This is a genomic window from Streptomyces sp. NPDC006610, assembly GCF_040611575.1.
Taxonomy (GTDB): Bacteria; Actinomycetota; Actinomycetes; order Streptomycetales; family Streptomycetaceae; genus Streptomyces.
Window position 1 is genome coordinate 23,572 of record NZ_JBEXOP010000052.1, and the last position, 19,038, is coordinate 42,609.

The following is a 19,038-nucleotide window of genomic DNA, read 5'->3' on the forward strand; positions in this document are numbered from 1 at the left end:
CGGCGTGGCCTTCGCCTCCGGAGGGTGCCAGATTCACGGCTGTGCAGAACCCGATCCGGAGGGCCCCGTGACCCCATCATCCGCCGGCCGTGTCGTCGGCTCGCTCGACGAACTCGTGGGCAACACCCCGATGCTGCGGCTGAGCCTGGCCGGGCTGCCCGCCGACGCGCGGGTGCTGGCCAAGCTGGAGGCGGCCAACCCGCTGTCCAGCATCAAGGACCGGGCCGCCCTCTACATGCTGCGCGCCGCCGAGGAGTCGGGCGAGCTGCGGCCCGGCGGCACGGTGATCGAGTCCACCTCAGGCAACACCGGCATCGCACTGGCCGGCCTGGCCGCCGCGCGGGGCTACGCGTGCCGGATCGTGCTGCCGGACAACGCCTCCATGGAGCGTGTGCTGACGCTGCGGATGCTGGGCGCCGAGGTCGAGTTCACCGACCACACCCTCGGTTTCGCCGGCTGCGTGGAGCGCGCCGAGAAGCTGCACGCCGACACCCCCGGTTCCTGGTACGCGGGCCAGCACCTGAACGCGGCCAACCCGCGCGCCCACTACGAGACGACGGGCCCCGAGATCTGGCGGGACACCGGGGGCCGCGTCGATTACCTGGTGTGCGGCGTCGGCACCGGCGGCACCCTGACCGGCATCGCGCACTGTCTCCGGGAGCGGAACCCGCGGTTGCGGGTCGTGGCGGTAGAGCCCGCGGGCTCGCCCCTGCTGTCGGGCGGTGAGCCGGGACCGCACCGCATCCCCGGCCTCAACGGCGGGTTCACCAGCCCGGTCACCGACGTGGCGGCCGTCGACGAGGTGATCGTCGTGGACGACGAGGACGCCGCGGCCACCACCCGCGCCATCGCCGCCTCCACCGGGCTGCTGGTCGGCATCTCCGCGGGCGCCGCCGCGTACGGCTGTGTGGAGCTGGCCCGCCGGCACGACCTGGCCGGCGCCACGGTGGTCACCGTCTTCCCCGACTCCGGCGAGCGCTACCTCAGCTGGTGGCCGGAGGTCCGGGAAACTCCCGAGGCCCCGGAGTCCCCGGAGGCCGGAAACGGATCGGAACGGACCCATGAATCCTGAGCGTTCGCTGCTGCTCGTCGGCGCCACCGACGAAACCGTCGCCAAGGCGAAGCGGTTGGGGCTGCACGTCCTGCTGCTGCAGCATCCCACCAAGGTCAGCGCCGAGCAGGAGCGCCTCGCCGACCTCGTGGAGGTCGTGGACTACACGCGCTGGGACCTCGTGGAGCCGATCGTCCGGCGCCTGTGGGACTCCCCCGGGTTCGCCGCCGCGACCTCGATCACCGAGCCGGGCCTGGAGAACGCGGCCCGCGTCAACGACCTGTTCCGACTCGGCGGCACCGGTTACGAGGTGACCCGGCGCTTCCGCGACAAGGTGGTGATGCGCGAGCACCTGGCCGCCCTGGACCCCGACGCGGTACGCGCCCGGCCGCTGCGCGAGCGCCGGGACCTGGACGCCTTCGGGCAGGAGTGCGGCTACCCCTTCATCGTGAAGCCGACCGACGCCACCGCCAGCATCGGCGTGCACCGCCTGGAGGGGCCCGGCGACGCCGACCGGGTGTGGGAGGCGGTCCAGCGGCTGTCGGGGACCAGGACGGACCGGGTCTCCACGCTGATGCTGCTGCAGGACTTCCTGATGGAGGAGTACCTCGACGGCCCCGAGTACAGCGTGGAGTCGTTCAGCTCGGCGGGGCGCCACGTCGTCGTCGCGATCACCGAGAAGTTCACCGACCCCGCGCACTTCGCCGAACTGGGGCACGCGGTGCCCGCCCGGATCTCCCCGGCGGTCGACGCCCAGGTCCGCGAGGCCGTCGTGGGGTTCCTGGAGCGGCTCGGCATCCGCGACGGCGTCTGCCACACCGAGATACGGATCGGCTCGCGCGGCCCCCGCGTCATCGAGAGCCACAACCGGATCGCCGGCGACGGCATCACCGACCTGGTGCACAGCGTCTACGGCATCGACACCGTCACGCTCGCCCTCGCCGCGCCGTTCGGGCTGGCCGAGGAACTGCCGGAGCGGCCCGAGCCGCGCGGCGCGGCGGCCGTGCGGTCGCTGGTGGGCCGGCCCGGCGACGTCGTGGAGTCGGTGGAGGGCGTGGCCGAGGCGGAGGCGCTGCCCGACGTGCTCGCGGTGCGCGTCGGCGCCAGGCCCGGCGAGACGGTGCGTCCGCTGCGGGACAACTGGGACCGGCTGGGCCTGGTCGCCGTGACCGGCGAGGACACCGCCGCGGCCGTCCGGCGCGGCGCCGAACTCATCGGCGGCGTGGTGAAGGTGCGGGTGAAGGACGCGGACGGCCGGCCGGGCCTGGCCGAGGCCGCCCCGGTGAGCGACCGGACGGTGATCGAGGCATGAGCGTTCTGATCCTGCACCGCAACCCCTTCGGCCCGTTCCCGTACCGGGCGTGGCTGGACGGCGACGTGCCCGGCCTCGACGGGGGCGAGCCCTACCGCGGCGACGTCGTCGTCCTCGCCGCCCGCGACAAGATCCGGCTGGCCGGCGAGGAACCGCCGGACGGCGCCGGGCACGGCTTCACCCGCCTCGAACTCTTCGACACCCTCGACGACGAGGCGGTGCCGGAGCGCGCGCTCGCCCTCGCCGAGGAGCACGGCGTCACCCATGTCGTCGCCCACCACGAGGCGGACGTCGCCCTGGCGGCCGAACTGCGCGAGCGGCTCGGCCTCGACGGGGCGTGGAGCGCCGACGTCGCCCCGTTCCGCGACAAGGCGCTGATGAAGCGGCTGGCCGGGCAGGCAGGCATCGAGGTCGCCCCGCACACCGTGGCGGGCACCGCCGCGCAGGCCCGCGACTTCGCCGAACGGCACGGGTTCCCGGTCGTGCTCAAGCACCGGTCGGGCTACAACTCCGTCGGACTGCGCATCCTCGCCGACCGCGACGAGCTTCAGGCGTGCCTCGCCGAGGCCTACGGCGACGGCTCGCGCGACGACCTGCTGGTCGAGGCGTACGTGCCCGGGCGGATGTGCCATGTCGACGGCCTGGTGGTGGACGGCCGTACGGTCGCCGCCTGGCCGTCGCAGTACCAGTACGACCTGGCCTCGTTCGGGGCCGACCCCGGTCCGCGGGTCGATCTGACCCTGGACGTGGACGACCCGCTCACCCCGCGGCTGCTGGCGCTGATCGAGCGGACCCTGGCCGCACTCAAACCCGAGGGCTCCCGGCTGCGCACCCACGCCTTCCACGCCGAGGTCTTCCACACGCCCGACGACCGGCTCGTGCTGTGCGAGATCGCGGGCCGGTCGGGCGGCGCGAAGATCCGGGAGGTGTTCGAGACCCTCTTCGGCATCCGGCTCGCCGTGCACGTGACCCGGGCCGAGGCCGGTCTCCCGCTGCCCGCGATCGAGGGCGTGCCGGGCGACGGGGCGCCGCTGCGGCCTCGCTGCATGTCCGGTCAGGTGCTCACGATGAAGCGGCCCGGACTGGTGCGCTCGCTGCCCGCCGTCCCGGACGAGGAGTGGGTGAAGGGCTTCTGGCTGTTCGCCGAGGAGGGGCAGGTGATCGCCCCGGCCGCGGGCTCCGCCGACTTCCTCACCGCGGCGGTGGGCTCGGCCCCGACCCGTGTCGAGTGCGAGCGCCGACTGCGCGACCTCGGCGACCGGATCATCGCCGAGACGAAGATCGTGCCGCTGCCGCAGGACCGTGCCGGGGCCGAGAGCACCAGGGAGACGCCGTGAAGGGCAAGCTGTCGTCCGTCCGCGCCAAGTACATGCTCGGCATGGTCGTCGACGCGACCGGCAGCGGCATGTACCTGCCGCTGTCGCTGCTGTACTTCCACCACGTCACCGGGCTGCCGCTGACCCAGGTCGGCGCCATAGTGACGGCCGCCTCGGTGATCGGTCTGGTGAGCAACCCGGTCGCCGGCGTGCTCATCGACCGCTTCGGCGCCCGCGCGGTGCTGGTCGGCGGCTATCTGCTGCGCGCCGCGGCGTTCTGCGCCTATCCCCTGGTCGACAACGGCGCGGTCATGTTCGCGGTGATGCTGCCGGTCGCCCTCGGCGACACCTCGTATCCGCCGGCGATCCAGTCGTTCGTGGCGGACATCGTCCAGGGGACCGACCGGGACAAGCTGCTCGCCCTGCAGCGCAGTCTGCGCAACGCCGGCATGGGCGTGGGCGGTCTCCTCGCGGGCGCCGCGCTGGCGCTGGACGAGTCCGGCTTCTACTTCGTGGTGCTCGGGGCCGCCGCCGGCTATCTGCTGTCGGCCGCGCTGCTGGGCACCATTCCCGCCGGGGCGTCGGCGGGGACGGCCGGCCCCCGGGTCTCCCGCAGGGGCGGCTACCGGATGGTGGCGCGCAACCGCCCGTTCCTCGGCCTGACGCTGCTGAACATCCCGACGGCGTTCGCCTACATGGTGCTGTCCGTGGCCCTGCCGGTGTACCTGACCCGCGAACTGGACGCGCCCGTCTCGCTGGTGGGCGTCCTGTACGCGGTGAACACGGTCGGCATCGCGCTGCTGCAGATCCCGGTGACCCGGATGCTGGTCGGGTACCGCAGGACGCGCGCGGTGGCGCTCGGGGCGGTCGTCTTCGCGCTGTCGTTCGTCGTCTTCGCCGTGCTGAGCGGGCTGTCGACCGGGGCGGCGCTGATCGCGGGCGTGTTCGCGGCGACCGCCGCCTTCACCGCGGGCGAGCTGCTGCACGGCGCGACGGCCTCCGCGCTGGTCGCGCAGGCCGCGCCGGAGGAGACCCGCGGCCGTCACCTGGCGGTCTACCAGCTGTCGTGGGCGGTGCCGATCGCGCTCGCGCCCACCGTGCTCACAGCCCTGCTGTCGTTGTCGGCGACCGGGATGTGGCTGCTGCTCGCGGCGGCCACGGCGGGCTCCGCGCTGGGTGTGCTGCGGCTGGAGAAGAGCCTGCCGCCGGCCGCCGTGCACACCGTGCTGCCCGACGCCGGGCCGGCCGGCTCCACCACCAGTTCCACCAGAAAGGTTGCGTGACCCTGATGGGGATGTCCAGTTGGCGGGTGCTCGGCGACGAGGACCCGGAGTTCGCCCAGGAGGGGGCCGCGGGACAGAGCGGTCTCGTCAGCCAGTTGCGGCCGCTGATCACGGAGCTGACGAAGCCCGGCGACCTGGTCTTCGACCCGTTCGCGGGCTGGGGCACCACGCTGGTGGCCTGCGCGGCCGAGGGCCGGCGCGGCGTCGGCATCGAGATCAACCCCGCCCGGGCGGAGGAGGCGCGGCAGCGCGTCGCCCGGTATCCGGAGCAGCGCATGCTCTGCGGCGACGCCCGCAGGCCGCCGCTCGACCCGGGCACGGTGGACCTGGTCCTGTGCGATCTGCCGTACTTCGGCACGAACCTGGACCTCGCGTCGCCCGACCCGGGCCAGATGTACGCGCTGCGCGACTACGACGTCTATCTGGAGGCGCTCGACGAGTGCTTCGCGGCCATCGCCGGGGTGATGCGGCCGGGAGCCTACGCGGTCGTCGCCGTGCAGAACCGGCGGATCGCGGACCGGTTCGTGCCGCTGGCCTGGGACGCGGCACGGGTGCTGGGCCGTCATCTGACCCTGGGCGACGAGCGGGTCCACCTCTACGACTGGCCCGTCAAGGACGACGACGACCCGATGCGCACCAACCGGTCGCACGAGTACCTGCTGATGGCTCAGAAGTGACGTCCGCCGGGCCGGCCGGCGCCGCGCGGTAGGCGGCGGCGTACGCACCCCGGCCCGGCCGGCATCCGGCCCCGGCGGCAACCGCCCCTGTCCCGCCGGGCACATCCTCGTGCTCCGCCGCGTGTCCGGATATCGCCATGAGGATGCGACCGGGACGGTTCGGCGACTTGGCGGCGGCCCCGCCGCGCGTACGCCGGTCGGCGGGGCCGCGTTGAGGCGGGCGGGCGTGTCCGCGCCGCGCACGCGTCCGCGCCGGCCCGGGGATCAGTCGGGCACGAGGCCGAGCGCGTGGTCGTAGCGGGCCACCGAACTGCTCATCAGACCGGGCCAGTTTCGCACCCGCGCCCACTGCGCCGTGGCCGAGCCGATGCCGTCCCCCGGTGCGGCGAGGGCGTCGATGTGGGTCTGGGCGCTCTCCCACTCGGCGTAGTTGAGGACGCGCGTGCCGTCGGTGCCGAGGTGGAAGTGGGCGGAGATGCCCCCGGGGGCGGGCTCGGGCTCGCTCGCCAGGGCTTCGAAGACCGCGTCCACCCAGGCCCGCTGCCGCTCGGGGTCGGGTCCGTCGAACTCGACGTCCACGACGACGACGCACCCCGGGACCGGCGGGGCGGTGTCCCGCCGGGGGGTGCTGCGGTAGTGGCGGTACCGCCCCAGGCGCAGCCGTTCGATGCCGGGCACGGCCGTGTCGATCTCGTCGACGCGCTCCTGCCGTTGGGTCTTCGCGAACGCCTCGTACGCCTCCTCGCTCGCCCACTGCGAGTGGTGCAGCAGGGTGCTGCCGTCGTGGCCGGTGTAGATGTGGTAGCCCCGCAGGTCGCGGGCGGGCCAGGGGCGGCGCTCCCAGGCCCGGGCGATGGCCTCGACGGCCTGCCGCTGCCGCGAGGGACCGGCGACACGCCAGGTACTGAAGAAGGGCGCCCGGACGTCCGGCCGGCCGAGGTCGGGATGGGTGTCGGTACGTCGGGTCATGCGTCCTCCGTCGATCGTGATCGTTCGGTTCAGACACCACCGTCGGACCTCGACCGCGGTTGAGGTCAAGCCCGGACATCAGACCGCGGGGTACGGCTGCCCGGCGGCCACGGCGCTCGTCGGCACCGCCCCGCCGTCGGACCGCACTTGACCGAAGGGCCGCCCGCAGTGGGTCGGCACCCCCCGCGGCGCCGGGTTCTCGGGCCGGCGCGGGGATCGGCGCCGGCGGCGCGGGCACCTCGGCGTCGACGACGGGCACGGCGCGCGGTTCCCCGCAGTGGGCGAGCATGGACGCGAAGATCACGGCGACCTCGAGTCCGCGTTCGGCTGCGCATCGTCGTCAGCCGCAGTTGCGGGCTCCCGAGATGAAAAACTGCCCACAGTCACTCTGAGCCGTTATGACGCGCAGGTGGACCGCTTGCCTGCCGAGTCCTCTAGGAGAAACCAGTGAAGATGCTGATCAACGTCCCGGAGACCGTGGTCGCCGACGCGCTGCGGGGGATGGCGGCCGCCCATCCCGAGCTGACCGTGGACGTGGAGAACCGGGTGATCGTACGGCGGGACGCGCCCGTCGCCGGGAAGGTGGCGCTGGTTTCCGGTGGGGGCTCGGGACACGAGCCGTTGCACGGCGGGTTCGTGGGCCCCGGGATGCTGTCGGCGGCCTGTCCGGGTGAGGTGTTCACCTCGCCCGTGCCCGACCAGATGGTGCGTGCCGCGGCGGCCGTGGACAGCGGGGCCGGGGTGCTCTTCGTGGTGAAGAACTACACCGGCGACGTCCTCAACTTCGACATGGCGGCCGAACTCGCCGAGGACGAGGGCATCCGGGTCGCCAAGGTCCTGGTGGACGACGACGTCGCGGTGGACGACAGTCTCTACACGGCGGGCCGGCGCGGCACGGGGGCGACCCTGTTCGTGGAGAAGATCGCGGGGGCGGCGGCCGAGGAGGGGCAGCCGCTGGAAAGGGTGGAGGCCGTCGCCCGCCAGGTGAACGCCAATGCGCGCAGCTTCGGCGTGGCGCTGGACGCCTGCTCCACGCCCGCCAAGGGCAGCCCGACCTTCGATCTGCCGCCGGGCGAGCTGGAGTTGGGCGTCGGCATCCACGGCGAGCCGGGCCGGGAGCGGCGGGCGATGATGACCTCGCGGGAGATCGCCGACTTCGCGGTGGACGCGGTCCTGGAGGACCTCAATCCCCGCAGCCCCGTCCTGGTCCTGGTCAACGGCATGGGTGCGACGCCCCTGCTGGAGCTGTACGGCTTCAACGCCGAGGTGCAGCGGGTGCTGGCCGAGCGCCGGGTCGCCGTCGCCCGCACCCTCGTCGGCAACTACGTCACCTCCCTCGACATGTCGGGCGCCTCGGTCACCCTGTGCCAGGTCGACGAGGAGCTGCTGCGGCTGTGGGACGCGCCGGTGCGCACGCCGGCCCTGCGCCGGGGCATGTGAGGTCGCCCCGGTCATGGGTTCACGAGTACCTACCACGCGAGGAGTTCCTGTGCTCGACGCCGACTTCTTCCGCCGCTGGATGACGGCGACCGCCGCGTCCGTGGAGCGTGAGGCGGAGCGGCTCACCGCCCTCGACTCGCCCATCGGCGACGCCGACCACGGCAGCAATCTGCGGCGCGGGTTCGCCGCGGTGCGCGCCGCCCTGGAGAAGGAGCCGCCCGGCACGCCCGGTGCGGTGCTGACGCTGGCCGGGCGGCTGCTGATCTCGACCGTGGGCGGCGCGTCGGGCCCGCTGTACGGGACGCTGCTGCGCCGGACCGGCAAGGCCCTCGGGGACGCCCCCGAGGTCGGGGCGGAGCAGTTCGCCGAGGCGCTGCGGGCGGGCGTGGACGCGGTGATGCAGCTCGGCGGGGCGGCGCCGGGCGACAAGACGATGATCGACGCGCTGGCGCCGGCGGTGGACGCGCTCGGTGAGTCGTTCGACGCGGCGCGGACGGCGGCCGAGCGGGGCGCGCTGGCGACGACGCCGTTGCAGGCCCGCAAGGGACGGGCGAGCTATCTCGGGGAACGCAGCATGGGCCACCAGGACCCCGGCGCGACGTCGGCGGCCCTGCTGATCGCGGGGCTCGCCGAGGCTGCGGGCGGGAGCACGGGCGCCGAGGCTGCGGCTGGGAGCACGGGCGCCGAGGCTGCGGGCGGGAGCGCCGGTGACGAGGAGGCGGACGATGAGTGACGGGACGATGGTCGGGATCGTGCTGGTGTCGCACAGCGCGCAGGTCGCCGCGTCGGTCGCCGACCTGGCGAAGGCGCTCGCGGGCGGCGGCGCGGCGGTGCCCGTGGCCGCGGCGGGCGGCACCGGGGACGGAGGGCTCGGCACGAGCGCGGAGCTGATCTCCGCGGCGGCCGCGTCCGTCGACCGCGGCGCGGGCGTCGCCGTCCTCACCGACCTCGGCAGCGCCGTCCTGACGGTGAAGGCGCTGCTCGCGGAGGGCGACGAACTCCCGGCGGGGACCCGGCTGGTGGACGCCCCCTTCGTGGAGGGCGCCGTCGCCGCGGTGGTCACGGCCGCGGCGGGCGCCGACCTGGACGCGGTGGCGGCGGCGGCCGGGGAGGCGTACGCCTACCGGAAGGTCTGAGTCTCGGGGGGAGCGGGACGGCCGCCGTCGACGAACGCGCGCGCCAGCCGCTCCCCCTGCGTCTCCGCGGCCTCCCGGCTCTCGATCGGCTCGGCCTCGGAGTCCTTGAAGACGATGTAGGTGACGCCGGAATCCGTGCCGCCGGCGTGCGGGTCGGCGGGGATGCCGAGTGCCTCGGCGGCGGCGTAGGAGGCCTCGCCGATGACGTCGGCCGGGCCGGTGTCGCCGACGACGGCGTAGCGCACCCGGTCGCGGTAGACGAGCGCGGCGACCGAGCCGCCGCGCACGGCGTCGTCGCGGTGGTTCCAGACGCCGCTCGGCGCGGGCACGACGACGAAGGGCAGGGTCTCGGCGTCGAGCGGGCGGCCGTCGGACTGCGCGGAGGACGTGCCGGCGGAGAAGTACGGGTCCGTGCGGCTGTTGCAGCGGGGACCGGGCCTGCCGTCGCAGTCGATGTCCATGTCGGCCTTCCAGTGGACGGCCTCCGGGGTCCCGCAGACGGGAACGGTGGCGGGCCGGCCGGCGTCGGTGCGATAGAGGCCGTTCGAGACGGGGTCGCAGTCACGGACCCGGGCGAGGAGGTCCGCAGCGGTGACGGAACGTTTCTTCGGAGGTTCGCCGTCCCGCCCCGAGCGATCACCGCGCCCGACGTCGGCGGCGCGGACGAGGTGTTCACGGGGGAGATGCGGCCGTTCGTGCCCGGCGGCACGGGCGGCCGCCTCGGGCGGGGCGGCCGGGACGGGGGCGGGAGGCGGCGTCGCCGGGGCGAGCAAGGCGGCGCTCGCCGCGGCCAGCGTGAGGGAGGGGACACGCACGATGAGGCACTCTCTCCTGGGCGTCACGGACGGGAACCCAGTCAAACCGATGATGTGCCGATCATCGCGGCGGCGGGGCAGGGCCGGATGGTGCATGTTCGCGGGCGTCCGCCAGTGACCGGGAGACGGGCCTGCGGCGGCTCCGTCCTCCCGGCCACCCGGGCCGGCGCGGGATCAGCGACGACAGCGGTCCGCGCCATCGGCACGAACTCCCCGTATCCGACGGTGAGTTCGGCCGTGAGGTCTTCAGCATACGTAACGGTGCGGCAGGTTCCGCACATCCGCCCTCTTGATGTGAGCGTGACAGTGTGGCCATATTGGTCCGGACCAATGCGGAGGCCGCCCCTTCCGCTCCTTCCGCCCCCCGTCCGTGTCCGCCCGTCCCCGTGGAGGCCGAGCCGTGCGACGCGCCCCCGTCCCTCTCCCGCCGCCCGCCACCGCCGCCCTCGTCTGCGGTGCGCTCGTGCTGCTCACGTCCTGCGGCTGGGGCGGGCGGGCCGACGGCGCCGAGCCCGCGCCGCCGGGTGCGCCCACGGGGGTCACCGCCCAGGCGGGCAGCGCCACCACGGTCCACGTCATGTGGAACGCGCTCGGCCCGGAGGTCGACCGCTACGAGGTGTACCGGGGCCGCGAGAAGGTGAAGGAGGTGCCCGGCGACGAGCACATGGTCGACGTGACCCGGCTGAAGCCCGCCACCGCGTACGTCTTCACGGTCCGCGCCCGCGACGCCGACGGCCGGCTCGGGCCGAGCAGCCGCGCGGTGCGCGCCACGACGCCGGCGGCGGTCGCGGCGGACGTCTCGCCGCCCTCCCGGCCGGGCGGAGCGCGGGGGCGGGCGGCCGGCAGCCGTGCCGCACAGCTGTCCTGGACCGCCTCGACGGACGACCGGGGCGTGGCGTCGTACGACGTCTACCAGGGCGCGACGAAGGTGCACAGCGTGGGCGGCGGGCAGACCGCGGCGGTCGTCACAGGGCTGCGGCCGGGCACGCGCTACGCGTTCACCGTCCGCGCGCGGGACGCCGCGGACAACGTGTCACCGGCCAGCACGGCCGTCCGGCTGACCACCCCGCCGGGCGCGGGGGACGGGCGGGACACCGCTCCGACGGGGTTCCGCGCGGGGGTCCGCCGCGCCGACGGGGCGTACTACCTCGAACTGTCCTGGACGCCGCCCCGCACGGACGGGGTGATCACCGAGTACCAGATCCAGCTCGACGGGGCTGCGGCCACCTCGCTGGTATGGGGCGGGACGCCGCCGCGCGGGCGGGCGGAGCACAGCTTCTACGTGGGACGCGAGGACGGGGTGCGCCACCGGGTGCGTGTCCGGGCCAAGCTGCCGGACGGGACCTGGGGCGGCTTCACTCCGGAGCGCACCGTGACGACGGGTGCCGGCGAACGACCGTAGCCGGGCGGGCGCTTCCCCCGAAGGGGGCAATCCGTCACCCGCACGGCTGCGGTCCGGGTGCGGGACGGGACGGGGGGACATTGGCTGCCCCTGAAGGCAGCACGGGCGTTCCCCGACCCTCGGCGGCGCAAGGGATGTACCGCCAACCGTGCCGCCGGAGGACAGTCCCATGCCTGATTTTCAGTCATTCCGCCGCGCCGGGCTGCCCGTCGCAGCCGCCGCCGCGCTGCCGTTCGTCCTGGCCTCCCCGCCGGCCTCCGCGGTCTCCGGGATCTCGGTGAGCACCAGCGGCTCCACGGTGTCGGTGACGACCAGCGCCTGCACGCAGATCGGGGGCAGCTGGGGCACCGCCTCGCTGCTGAGCAGCGGCCAGTCGAGCTTCGCACAGGGCCGTCAGGTGGCGCTGTCGGGCACGAGCGGCCTCCAGTCGGCCGCCTGGTCGAGCGTCGGCCCCGGCACCTACACGGTCATCGTCCAGTGCTCCGACAACACCACGGCGGGCACCCAGTCCGTCATCGTCTCCTCCGCGCCCGCCACCCGGACCCCGACCGCCACGGCCTCGCCCTCCCGCGGGGTGATGGGCGGCGTCGGCGGCGCCACCGAGGACTACGGCACCGTCACGCTGGTGGCGGGCGGCGTGCTGGCCGGCTCCGGCATCCTCGCGGCGGCCTGGTTCCTGCGCCGCCGCGCGAAGCCGTACCGCCTGTGAGCCCTACGACCGTGCGGCGGGCCCCGCGGCTTCGCCGGCGTGGTCGCCCGGCTTCGGTCCGGCCCCGTCGGCCGGTTTCGGCCCGGGCAGGTCGGCGAATTCCTGCACCGCGTGGGTGAGCCACCGCGTCCAGAAGGTCTCCAGGTCGATGCCCGCCCGCAGGACGAGGTGACGCAGCCGGTCCTCGGGGCCGTCCTTGCCGGGCGGGAAGTCGCGCCGCTCGATCTCCTGGTAGGTCGTCAGCTGACGCCGGTGCAGGTCGAGATGGCGGCGCAGGTCGGCCTCCAGGCCGTCGGTGCCGACGACCGCCGCGGCCCGCAGCCGCAGCAGCAGGGGGTCGCGCTGAGGCCTGGGGTCCTGGGACTCGGCGGTCCAGCGGGCCAGTTCGGCGCGGCCCGCGGGCAGGACCTCGTAGCTCTTCTTCTGCCCGCGGGCCGGCTGCGCCGCGGGCAGGGCGCGGATCAGGCCGTCGGCCTCCAGTCTTCCCAGCTCGCGATAGATCTGCTGATGCGTCGCCGACCAGAAGTAGCCGATCGACTTGTCGAAGCGGCGGGTCAGCTCCAGCCCCGACGACGGCTTCTCGAGCAGGGCGGTGAGGATCGCGTGCGGGAGTGACATGCGGCCATCCTAGGGACGCGCCGCGGCCCCCTACAGGGCCGCCGCCAGTTCCGTGCCCTGCTTGATCGCCCGCTTGGCGTCCAGCTCGGCGGCCACGTCGGCGCCGCCGATCAGGTGCACGCTGCGCCCGGCGGCGAGCAGCTCGTCGTACAGGTCCCGGCGCGGCTCCTGGCCGGTGCACAGCACGACGGTGTCGACCTCCAGGACCGTGCTCTCGCCGTCGACGGTGACATGGAGCCCGGCGTCGTCGATGCGGTCGTAGCGCACGCCCGGGACCATGGCGACGCCGCGGTGCTTCAGCTCGGCGCGGTGGATCCAGCCGGTGGTCCTGCCGAGGCCCGCGCCGACCTTGGTGGCCTTGCGCTGGAGCAGGTGGACGGTGCGCGGCGGCGCGGGCCGCTCGGGGGCGGTGAGGCCGCCGGGCGCACGGTAGTCCATGTCGACGCCCCACTGGCGGAAGTACGTCGCCGGGTCGAGGTGCGCCCGGTCGCCGCCGTCGGTGAGGTACTCGGCGACGTCGAATCCGATGCCGCCGGCGCCGAGGATCGCGACGCGGTCGCCGACGGGCGCGCCGTCGCGCAGGACGTCGAGGTAGCCCAGCACGCTCGGATGGTCGACGCCGGGGATGTCGGGAGTGCGGGGGGTGACGCCGGTGGCGACGACGACCTCGTCGAAGCCGGTCACGTCCGCCGCGGTGACGCGCGTGCCGAGGCGTACGTCGACGCCGTGCGCGTCGAGCCGGTGGCGGAAGTAGCGCAGGGTCTCGTCGAACTCCTGCTTGCCGGGAACCTTGCGGGCGACGTTGAGCTGGCCGCCGATCTCGTCGGCCGCGTCGAACAGGGTCACCGCGTGGCCGCGCTCGGCGGCGGAGACGGCGCACGCGAGGCCGGCGGGGCCCGCGCCGACGACCGCGACGTGCCTGCGCCGCCGGGTCGGGGACAGCACCAGCTCGGTCTCGTGGCAGGCGCGCGGGTTGACCAGGCAGGAGGTGATCTGCCCGCTGAAGGTGTGGTCGAGGCAGGCCTGGTTGCAGCCGATGCAGGTGTTGATGGCCTCGGGGCGCCCGGCCGCGGCCTTGGCGACGAAGTCGGGATCGGCGAGCATCGGGCGGGCCATGGAGACCATGTCCGCGTGCCCGGCGGCGAGCAGTTCCTCCGCGAGGTCGGGGGTGTTGATGCGGTTGGTGGCCACCAGCGGCACCGAGACCTCGCCCATCAGCCGCTTGGTGACCCAGGTGTAGGCGCCGCGCGGGACGGAGGTGGCGATGGTCGGGATACGGGCCTCGTGCCAGCCGATGCCGGTGTTGATGATGGTCGCCCCGGCGGCCTCGACGGCCTTGGCGAGGGCGATCACCTCGGGCAGGGTCGAGCCGCCCGGGACGAGGTCCAGCATGGACAGCCGGTAGATGAGGATGAAGTCCTCGCCGACCGCCTCGCGCACCCGCCGGACGATCTCGACCGGGAAGCGCGTGCGGTTCTCGTAGGAGCCGCCCCAACGGTCGGTGCGGTGGTTGGTCCGCGCGGCGACGAACTCGTTGATCAGGTAGCCCTCGGAGCCCATGATCTCGACGCCGTCATAGCCAGCGGAGCGGGCCAGGCGGGCGGCGCGGACGTAGTCGTCGACGGTCCGCTCGACCTCGGCGTCGGTCAGCTCGCGCGGCACATGGGGGCTGATCGGCGCCTGGAGGGGGCTGGGGGCGACCAGGTCGCGGTGGTAGGCGTAGCGCCCGAAGTGCAGGATCTGCATCGCGATCCGGCCGCCCTCGCGGTGCACGGCCTCGGTGACGCCGCGGTGCCGCTCGGCCTCCGCCTCGGTGGTGAGCCTGGCGCCGCCCTCGTAGGGGCGTCCCTCGTCGTTGGGGGCGATGCCGCCGGTGACGATCAGGCCCACTCCCCCGCGCGCGCGGGCGGAGTAGAACGCGGCCATGCGCGCGAAGCCGCCGTCGGCCTCCTCCAGGCCGACGTGCATGGAGCCCATCAGGACGCGGTTGGGCAGGGTGGTGAAGCCCAGGTCGAGCGGGCTCAGCAAATGCGGGTAACGGCTCATGGCCCCTCCGTGCGCGGTGTCGTCCCGTAGTTGTAGAGGACCGCGCACGGTTTATGCAACTAGTTGCACAAGGGGCCGCCCGGCGCCGGCGTCAGCGGCTCTCCAGCCGTACGTGCAGTTCACGCTCCTGGTCGCCGGAGGCCGTGCTGAGGTCCTCCACCCTGAACAGGGAGTCCAGCGTGGTGCGGAACCGGTCGATCGCCCAGTAGCCGCCCTGCACCTCGGCCTCGACCGAGGCGTTCAGCCGGGCGGGTGAGCCGCCGCTCCCGCCGGCGTCGGAGACGTCGGAGACGTCGAAGGTGCCGAGCCAGACCGTCGGCCGGGTGTCGTGCCACTCCTGCGGTACGTCGTCGGAGCACCGGTCGGAGTCGAAGTGCCGGCACAGGGCGTCGAAGACGATCCGGGCGTCCTCCTTGCTGCATCCGCTCAGCTCCACGGAGACGGATCCCTCGTGCGTGCGCTCGCTGTCCATCGTTGGCCGCTCCTCTCATGCCGCGCTTGCGGTACCCCGGCGGGTTCCCCCGGGACACCGCGCCGCACCTCCCAGAAAACCACCACATTCCGGGATGTACAGCACCGAGCGGACCCGAGAGGAGCGGTACGCCGCCCAGCGGGTCAGCCGCGGGTGAACCGGTAGGTCTTGCTGTCCGTGAGGAGACAGAAGCCCGGCGACAGGACGATCACGCGCAGGGTGCCGGTACGGCGGTCGTAGTCGACGCCCTCCGACTCGAAGGCGCCGGAGCAGCCACTGCGCAGCGGGAGCCGGCGCAGGGCGGTGACGTGGCCGGTGACGTCGCCGGCGCCGCTCGGCTCGGCGGACAGGTCGATCTGGAGCAGCGGCTTGGTCATCCCGAACAGCGTGCCCGCCGGGTCGTCGGAGGAGCACAGCAGCCGGGTGGGCGAGGTGAAGTCGCAGCCCTGCACGTCGCGGACGTCGTGGTCGAGGCGGACCGTGGAGACCTGCGGCAGGTTCGCCGAGGGCGAGGTCGCCGGGTTGACGCCGGGGGTCGGGAAGACCAGGAGCCGGTTCATGGTGCCGTACTCGCCGGCGAGCATCCACTGGCCGCCGGGCGTGATGGCGACCCAGGAGTTGTTCAGCGCCTCGCCGGGGCCGAGCGAGTGGACGTACTCCGACCAGGCGCCGCCCGGCGCCTGCACCCGGAACATCTTGGTGGTGCCCGAGTCGCGCTGGTACGGCTCGATGTAGTGGCCCGAATGGGCGGCGTCCGGGTCGCCGACGTGGTTCCAGCCGCGGGTGCTCACCCCGAAGGGGATGGTGCCGATGCCGGTGTAGCGGTTGGGGCTGCCGGCCGGGACCTCCACGGACGTCAGGCCCTGGCTCTCGGTCAGCGGGTCGGCGCGGTCGGAGCCGACCTCGGTCCAGACGTCGGCCGCGGCGGCGGAGGGCGCGGCGGACAGGACGCCGGCGACGGCGAGGGCGAAGGCGGCGAGGCCGGTCAGCAGGGTGTGGGGACGCGGCCGGGTGCGCAGAGGCATGGGTGTCTGCTCCTCGGTGGGGGGTGAGGTGACGCGCTCGGCGGAACAGTCTGGCCCGAGCGCGTAGTCATGTACAGACCAATAGAGGAACGGGGGCTGTCGGCCTGGTGACCCGGCGTCGCCGCCGCGCCGTCACGGTCGCCGCGGCAGGCACGGACCCTCGCACTCGCTCTGCCGCCGCCCTTCCGTCGCCCTCGTCGTCCCGCGGAGGGCTTCCGGGACCGCTCCGGCCGACGGGTCCGGCCGTGGTGAGGGATGGTGGAGGTGGACGGCTGCGGCGCGCCGGCCGGCAGGCGGAGCGCCGTACGGCCGGGGAGCGGGCACGGGACGGGCGTGCCGTGAGGACCGGCGAGGGCGCGAAGGCGGTGCGTGCGATGGGCGAGGCGGGGCCTTCCCCGGCCGGCGAGGACCGGCCGGGCCGTGCGCCGGTGCGGCCGAGCAGCCTGCTCGACGTGCTCGGCGTGGCCTCGGTGATGCTCGACGCCAAGGGCCGCATCGTGCTGTGGAGCCCCCAGGCGGAGGACCTGTTCGGCTACCCGGCGGACGAGGCGCTGGGCCGTTACGCCGCCCGGGTGATGGTGCACGAGGAGCACCTCGGCCTCGTCAGGGAGCTGTTCGCCGACGTCATGGCCACCGGTCGGCAGTGGGCCGGGGCGTTCCCGGTGCGTCGCAAGGACGGCAGTACGCGGCTGGTGGAGTTCCGCAACATGCGGCTGCTGGACGACCGCGGCAACGTCTACGCGCTGGGCCTCGCCGCCGACCTGTCGACCGTGCGCCGGCTGGAGCAGGACGTCGCGCTGTCGACCCGGATGATCGCGCAGTCGCCGATGGGGCTGGCCGTGCTGGACACGCAACTGCGGTACGTGTCGGTCAACCCGGCGCTGGAGCGGATCAACGGCCGCCCGGCCGAGGAGCACATCGGGCGCTCGGTGCGCGAGGTGGTGCCGATGGTGGAGGCCGGGGCGCTGGAGGCGCGGGCCCGCGAGGTGCTGGAGACCGGGGAGCCGGTGCTCGACCTGTCCGTCGTCGGACGCACCGCCGCCGACCCGCGCGCCGACCACGCCTGGTCGGTCTCCCTGTACCGGCTGGAGGACGCCCACGGGAGGGTGCTCGGGGTGGCCGCCTCGATCCTGGACGTCACCGGGCCCTACCGGGCCGCCATCGAGGCGGAGACCGCGCGCAGACGGCTGTCGCTGATCGCGGACGCCTCGGCCCGCATCGGCACCACCCTGGACCTGGAGCGCACCGCGAGCGAACTCGCCGACGTCGCCGTGCCCGAACTGGCCGACATGGCCGCCGTGGACGTGCTGGACGCCGTGCTGGCGGGCCGGCGCAGCAGCCTGGGCCCCACGGAGCCCGCGGTGATCCGCGCCCTGGCGGTCCGGGCGCCCGGGGCGCCGAACGCCGCGCAGGCGGCCGACCCGCCGGGGCAGGTGGCCCGCTACGGTCCCGACCGGCTCGTCACCGAGTGCGTGCGCACCGGCCGGCCGGTCCTGGTGGCGCGGGTGGAGCCGGCGGACCTGGCCCGCATCGCCCGCTCCCCCGAGGCCGCCGAGCAACTCGCCCGCGCGGGCGTCCACTCCTATCTCGCCGTCCCGCTCATCGCCCGCGGCGAGGTGCTGGGCGCGCTGGACCTGGCCCGCACCGGCAACCCGCTGCCCTTCGACGAGGACGACGTCCTGCTCGCCCGGGAACTGGCGTCCCGCGCGGCCGTGCAGATCGACAACGCCCGCTGGTACCGGCACGCCCGCGACACCGCCCTCACCCTGCAGCGCAGCCTGCTGCCCAGCCACCCGCCCGTCACCGGCGGCCTCGAGGTCGCCTCCCGCTACCAGCCCGCCGGCGCCGCCACCGAGGTCGGCGGCGACTGGTTCGACGTGATCCCGCTGGGCGGCGGCAAGACCGCGCTGGTCGTCGGCGACGTCATGGGCAGCGGCATCACCGCCGCGGCGACGATGGGCCGGCTGCGCACCGCGACCAACACCCTCGCCTCGCTCGACCTCGATCCGGCGTTGCTCCTCACCCATCTGGACCGGATCACCGAGGGCCTGGACCACTTCATCGCGACCTGTCTGTACGCCGTCCACGACCCCGCGCTGCGGCAGATCCGGATCGCCAACGCGGGCCATCTGCCGCCCGTCCTCGTGCGCCCGGGGCGGGGCTCCGAGCTGCTGGACCTGCCGAGCGGGGCGCCGCTGGGCGTGGGCGGCGTGGCCTTCTCGACCGCCGTGTTCGACCTGGCGCCGGGCGACGAGCTGGTCCTGTACACCGACGGGCTGGTGGAGACCCGGCGCCACTCCCTGGACGAACGCCTGGCGGCCCTGCTGGCTCTCCTCGACGACCCGGCCCGCCCCCTGGACGAGACCTGCGACCTGCTGGTGCGCACGCTCCACCACCCGGACAACCACGACGACGTGGCCCTGCTGATCGCCCGCGCGCGGTACGCGTGCGGCGGGACGGCCGAGGGGTAGGCACGGTGGCGGGCGACCCGGGGAGCCGGGCCGCCCGCCGGTTCCTCCGCAGCCGGGTTCCGCCCGTCCGGCGGGGCCTCGCCCACGGACTCGACCCACTGGCCCCCTCGGTGCACCGGGCGGGCGTCCGGCGGCTCGATCGGCGGACGGCAGCGGACGGCGGCGGTTGTCCCGTGGGTTCCTCACGCGGGTGCGCGGCCCGGCCCGTAGACCGTCGCCTCGGTGCCGACGGCGTAGGCGGGGTCCCGCGGCGGGGCCATCCGGATCACCGCGCGCTTCTCGAGCCGCTTGGCGAG

Annotated in this window: 17 protein-coding genes; 11 read left to right on the top strand and 6 right to left on the bottom strand. The window is 74.4% G+C overall.

The window, feature by feature from the left end:
• Window positions 1-67: 67 nt before the first annotated feature.
• The 5 genes from ABZY13_RS30160 to ABZY13_RS30180 are packed head-to-tail and all read left to right on the top strand — an operon-like array spanning window position 68 to window position 5,639.
• Window positions 68-1,072: a cysteine synthase family protein gene (locus tag ABZY13_RS30160; protein WP_356636338.1), complete on the top strand. Its 1,005-nt coding sequence runs from the start codon at window positions 68-70 to the stop codon at window positions 1,070-1,072.
• On the top strand, window positions 1,062-2,363 hold the full coding sequence (locus ABZY13_RS30165) for an ATP-grasp domain-containing protein (RefSeq protein ID WP_356636340.1): 1,302 nt from the start codon (window positions 1,062-1,064) through the stop codon (window positions 2,361-2,363). Before ABZY13_RS30160 ends, ABZY13_RS30165 begins: the two co-directional genes overlap by 11 nt.
• Window positions 2,360-3,700 (top strand): hypothetical protein, encoded by a 1,341-nt coding sequence (locus ABZY13_RS30170; protein ID WP_356636342.1) that lies wholly within the window; start codon window positions 2,360-2,362, stop codon window positions 3,698-3,700. Before ABZY13_RS30165 ends, ABZY13_RS30170 begins: the two co-directional genes overlap by 4 nt.
• Window positions 3,697-4,962: an MFS transporter gene (locus tag ABZY13_RS30175; RefSeq protein WP_356636344.1), complete on the top strand. Its 1,266-nt coding sequence runs from the start codon at window positions 3,697-3,699 to the stop codon at window positions 4,960-4,962. The genes ABZY13_RS30170 and ABZY13_RS30175 overlap by 4 nt, the downstream gene beginning before the upstream one ends.
• Before the next feature lie 5 nt (window positions 4,963-4,967).
• The gene (locus ABZY13_RS30180; RefSeq protein WP_356636346.1) at window positions 4,968-5,639 is read left to right on the top strand and encodes a DNA methyltransferase; all 672 of its coding nucleotides are present in this window, start codon (window positions 4,968-4,970) and stop codon (window positions 5,637-5,639) included.
• Between the two features lie 264 nt (window positions 5,640-5,903).
• Here the strand turns inward: ABZY13_RS30180 and ABZY13_RS30185 are convergent, their stop codons facing one another.
• Window positions 5,904-6,608, bottom strand: a complete 705-nt coding sequence (locus ABZY13_RS30185; protein ID WP_356636348.1) for an antibiotic biosynthesis monooxygenase — start codon at window positions 6,606-6,608, stop codon at window positions 5,904-5,906.
• Window positions 6,609-7,055: 447 nt separating this feature from the next.
• On the opposite strand from ABZY13_RS30185, the gene dhaK reads away from it, so the two are divergent.
• From dhaK to ABZY13_RS30200, 3 genes are read left to right on the top strand one after another with little or no spacing between them, the layout of a single operon-like run.
• Window positions 7,056-8,048, top strand: coding sequence for a dihydroxyacetone kinase subunit DhaK (gene dhaK, locus ABZY13_RS30190; RefSeq protein ID WP_356636350.1), 993 nt, complete (start codon window positions 7,056-7,058; stop codon window positions 8,046-8,048).
• A gap of 49 nt (window positions 8,049-8,097) precedes the next feature.
• Window positions 8,098-8,781 (top strand): dihydroxyacetone kinase subunit DhaL, encoded by a 684-nt coding sequence (gene dhaL / locus ABZY13_RS30195; protein ID WP_356636352.1) that lies wholly within the window; start codon window positions 8,098-8,100, stop codon window positions 8,779-8,781.
• Window positions 8,774-9,184 carry a PTS fructose transporter subunit IIA gene (locus ABZY13_RS30200; RefSeq protein WP_356636354.1) on the top strand — a complete coding sequence of 137 codons (411 nt, stop codon included), beginning with the start codon at window positions 8,774-8,776 and terminating at the stop codon, window positions 9,182-9,184. The genes dhaL and ABZY13_RS30200 overlap by 8 nt, the downstream gene beginning before the upstream one ends.
• Here the strand turns inward: ABZY13_RS30200 and ABZY13_RS30205 are convergent.
• Window positions 9,169-9,999 carry a glycoside hydrolase family 75 protein gene (locus ABZY13_RS30205; RefSeq protein WP_356636356.1) on the bottom strand — a complete coding sequence of 277 codons (831 nt, stop codon included), beginning with the start codon at window positions 9,997-9,999 and terminating at the stop codon, window positions 9,169-9,171. The genes ABZY13_RS30200 and ABZY13_RS30205 overlap by 16 nt on opposite strands.
• Before the next feature lie 400 nt (window positions 10,000-10,399).
• Here ABZY13_RS30205 and ABZY13_RS30210 point away from each other — a divergent pair, with 400 nt between their 5' ends.
• Entirely contained in the window at window positions 10,400-11,401 is a 1,002-nt protein-coding gene (locus ABZY13_RS30210; protein ID WP_356636358.1) for a fibronectin type III domain-containing protein, read from the top strand.
• Window positions 11,402-11,570: 169 nt separating this feature from the next.
• A complete protein-coding gene (locus ABZY13_RS30215; protein WP_356636360.1) occupies window positions 11,571-12,110 on the top strand; it encodes a hypothetical protein in 540 nt (179 codons plus the stop codon).
• A 3-nt stretch (window positions 12,111-12,113) separates the two neighbouring features.
• Here the strand turns inward: ABZY13_RS30215 and ABZY13_RS30220 are convergent, their stop codons facing one another.
• From ABZY13_RS30220 to ABZY13_RS30235, 4 genes are all read right to left on the bottom strand, one after another.
• Complete coding sequence (locus ABZY13_RS30220; protein ID WP_356636362.1) at window positions 12,114-12,728, bottom strand: PadR family transcriptional regulator; 615 nt, start codon at window positions 12,726-12,728, stop codon at window positions 12,114-12,116.
• Between the two features lie 30 nt (window positions 12,729-12,758).
• Window positions 12,759-14,774: an NADPH-dependent 2,4-dienoyl-CoA reductase gene (locus ABZY13_RS30225; protein WP_356636364.1), complete on the bottom strand. Its 2,016-nt coding sequence runs from the start codon at window positions 14,772-14,774 to the stop codon at window positions 12,759-12,761.
• A gap of 91 nt (window positions 14,775-14,865) precedes the next feature.
• Window positions 14,866-15,246, bottom strand: a complete 381-nt coding sequence (locus ABZY13_RS30230; RefSeq protein ID WP_356636366.1) for a hypothetical protein — start codon at window positions 15,244-15,246, stop codon at window positions 14,866-14,868.
• A gap of 143 nt (window positions 15,247-15,389) precedes the next feature.
• Window positions 15,390-16,271 carry a hypothetical protein gene (locus ABZY13_RS30235; RefSeq protein WP_356636368.1) on the bottom strand — a complete coding sequence of 294 codons (882 nt, stop codon included), beginning with the start codon at window positions 16,269-16,271 and terminating at the stop codon, window positions 15,390-15,392.
• A 374-nt stretch (window positions 16,272-16,645) separates the two neighbouring features.
• Here ABZY13_RS30235 and ABZY13_RS30240 point away from each other — a divergent pair, with 374 nt between their 5' ends.
• The gene (locus tag ABZY13_RS30240; protein ID WP_356636370.1) at window positions 16,646-18,742 is read left to right on the top strand and encodes a SpoIIE family protein phosphatase; all 2,097 of its coding nucleotides are present in this window, start codon (window positions 16,646-16,648) and stop codon (window positions 18,740-18,742) included.
• Window positions 18,743-19,038: the final 296 nt, after the last annotated feature.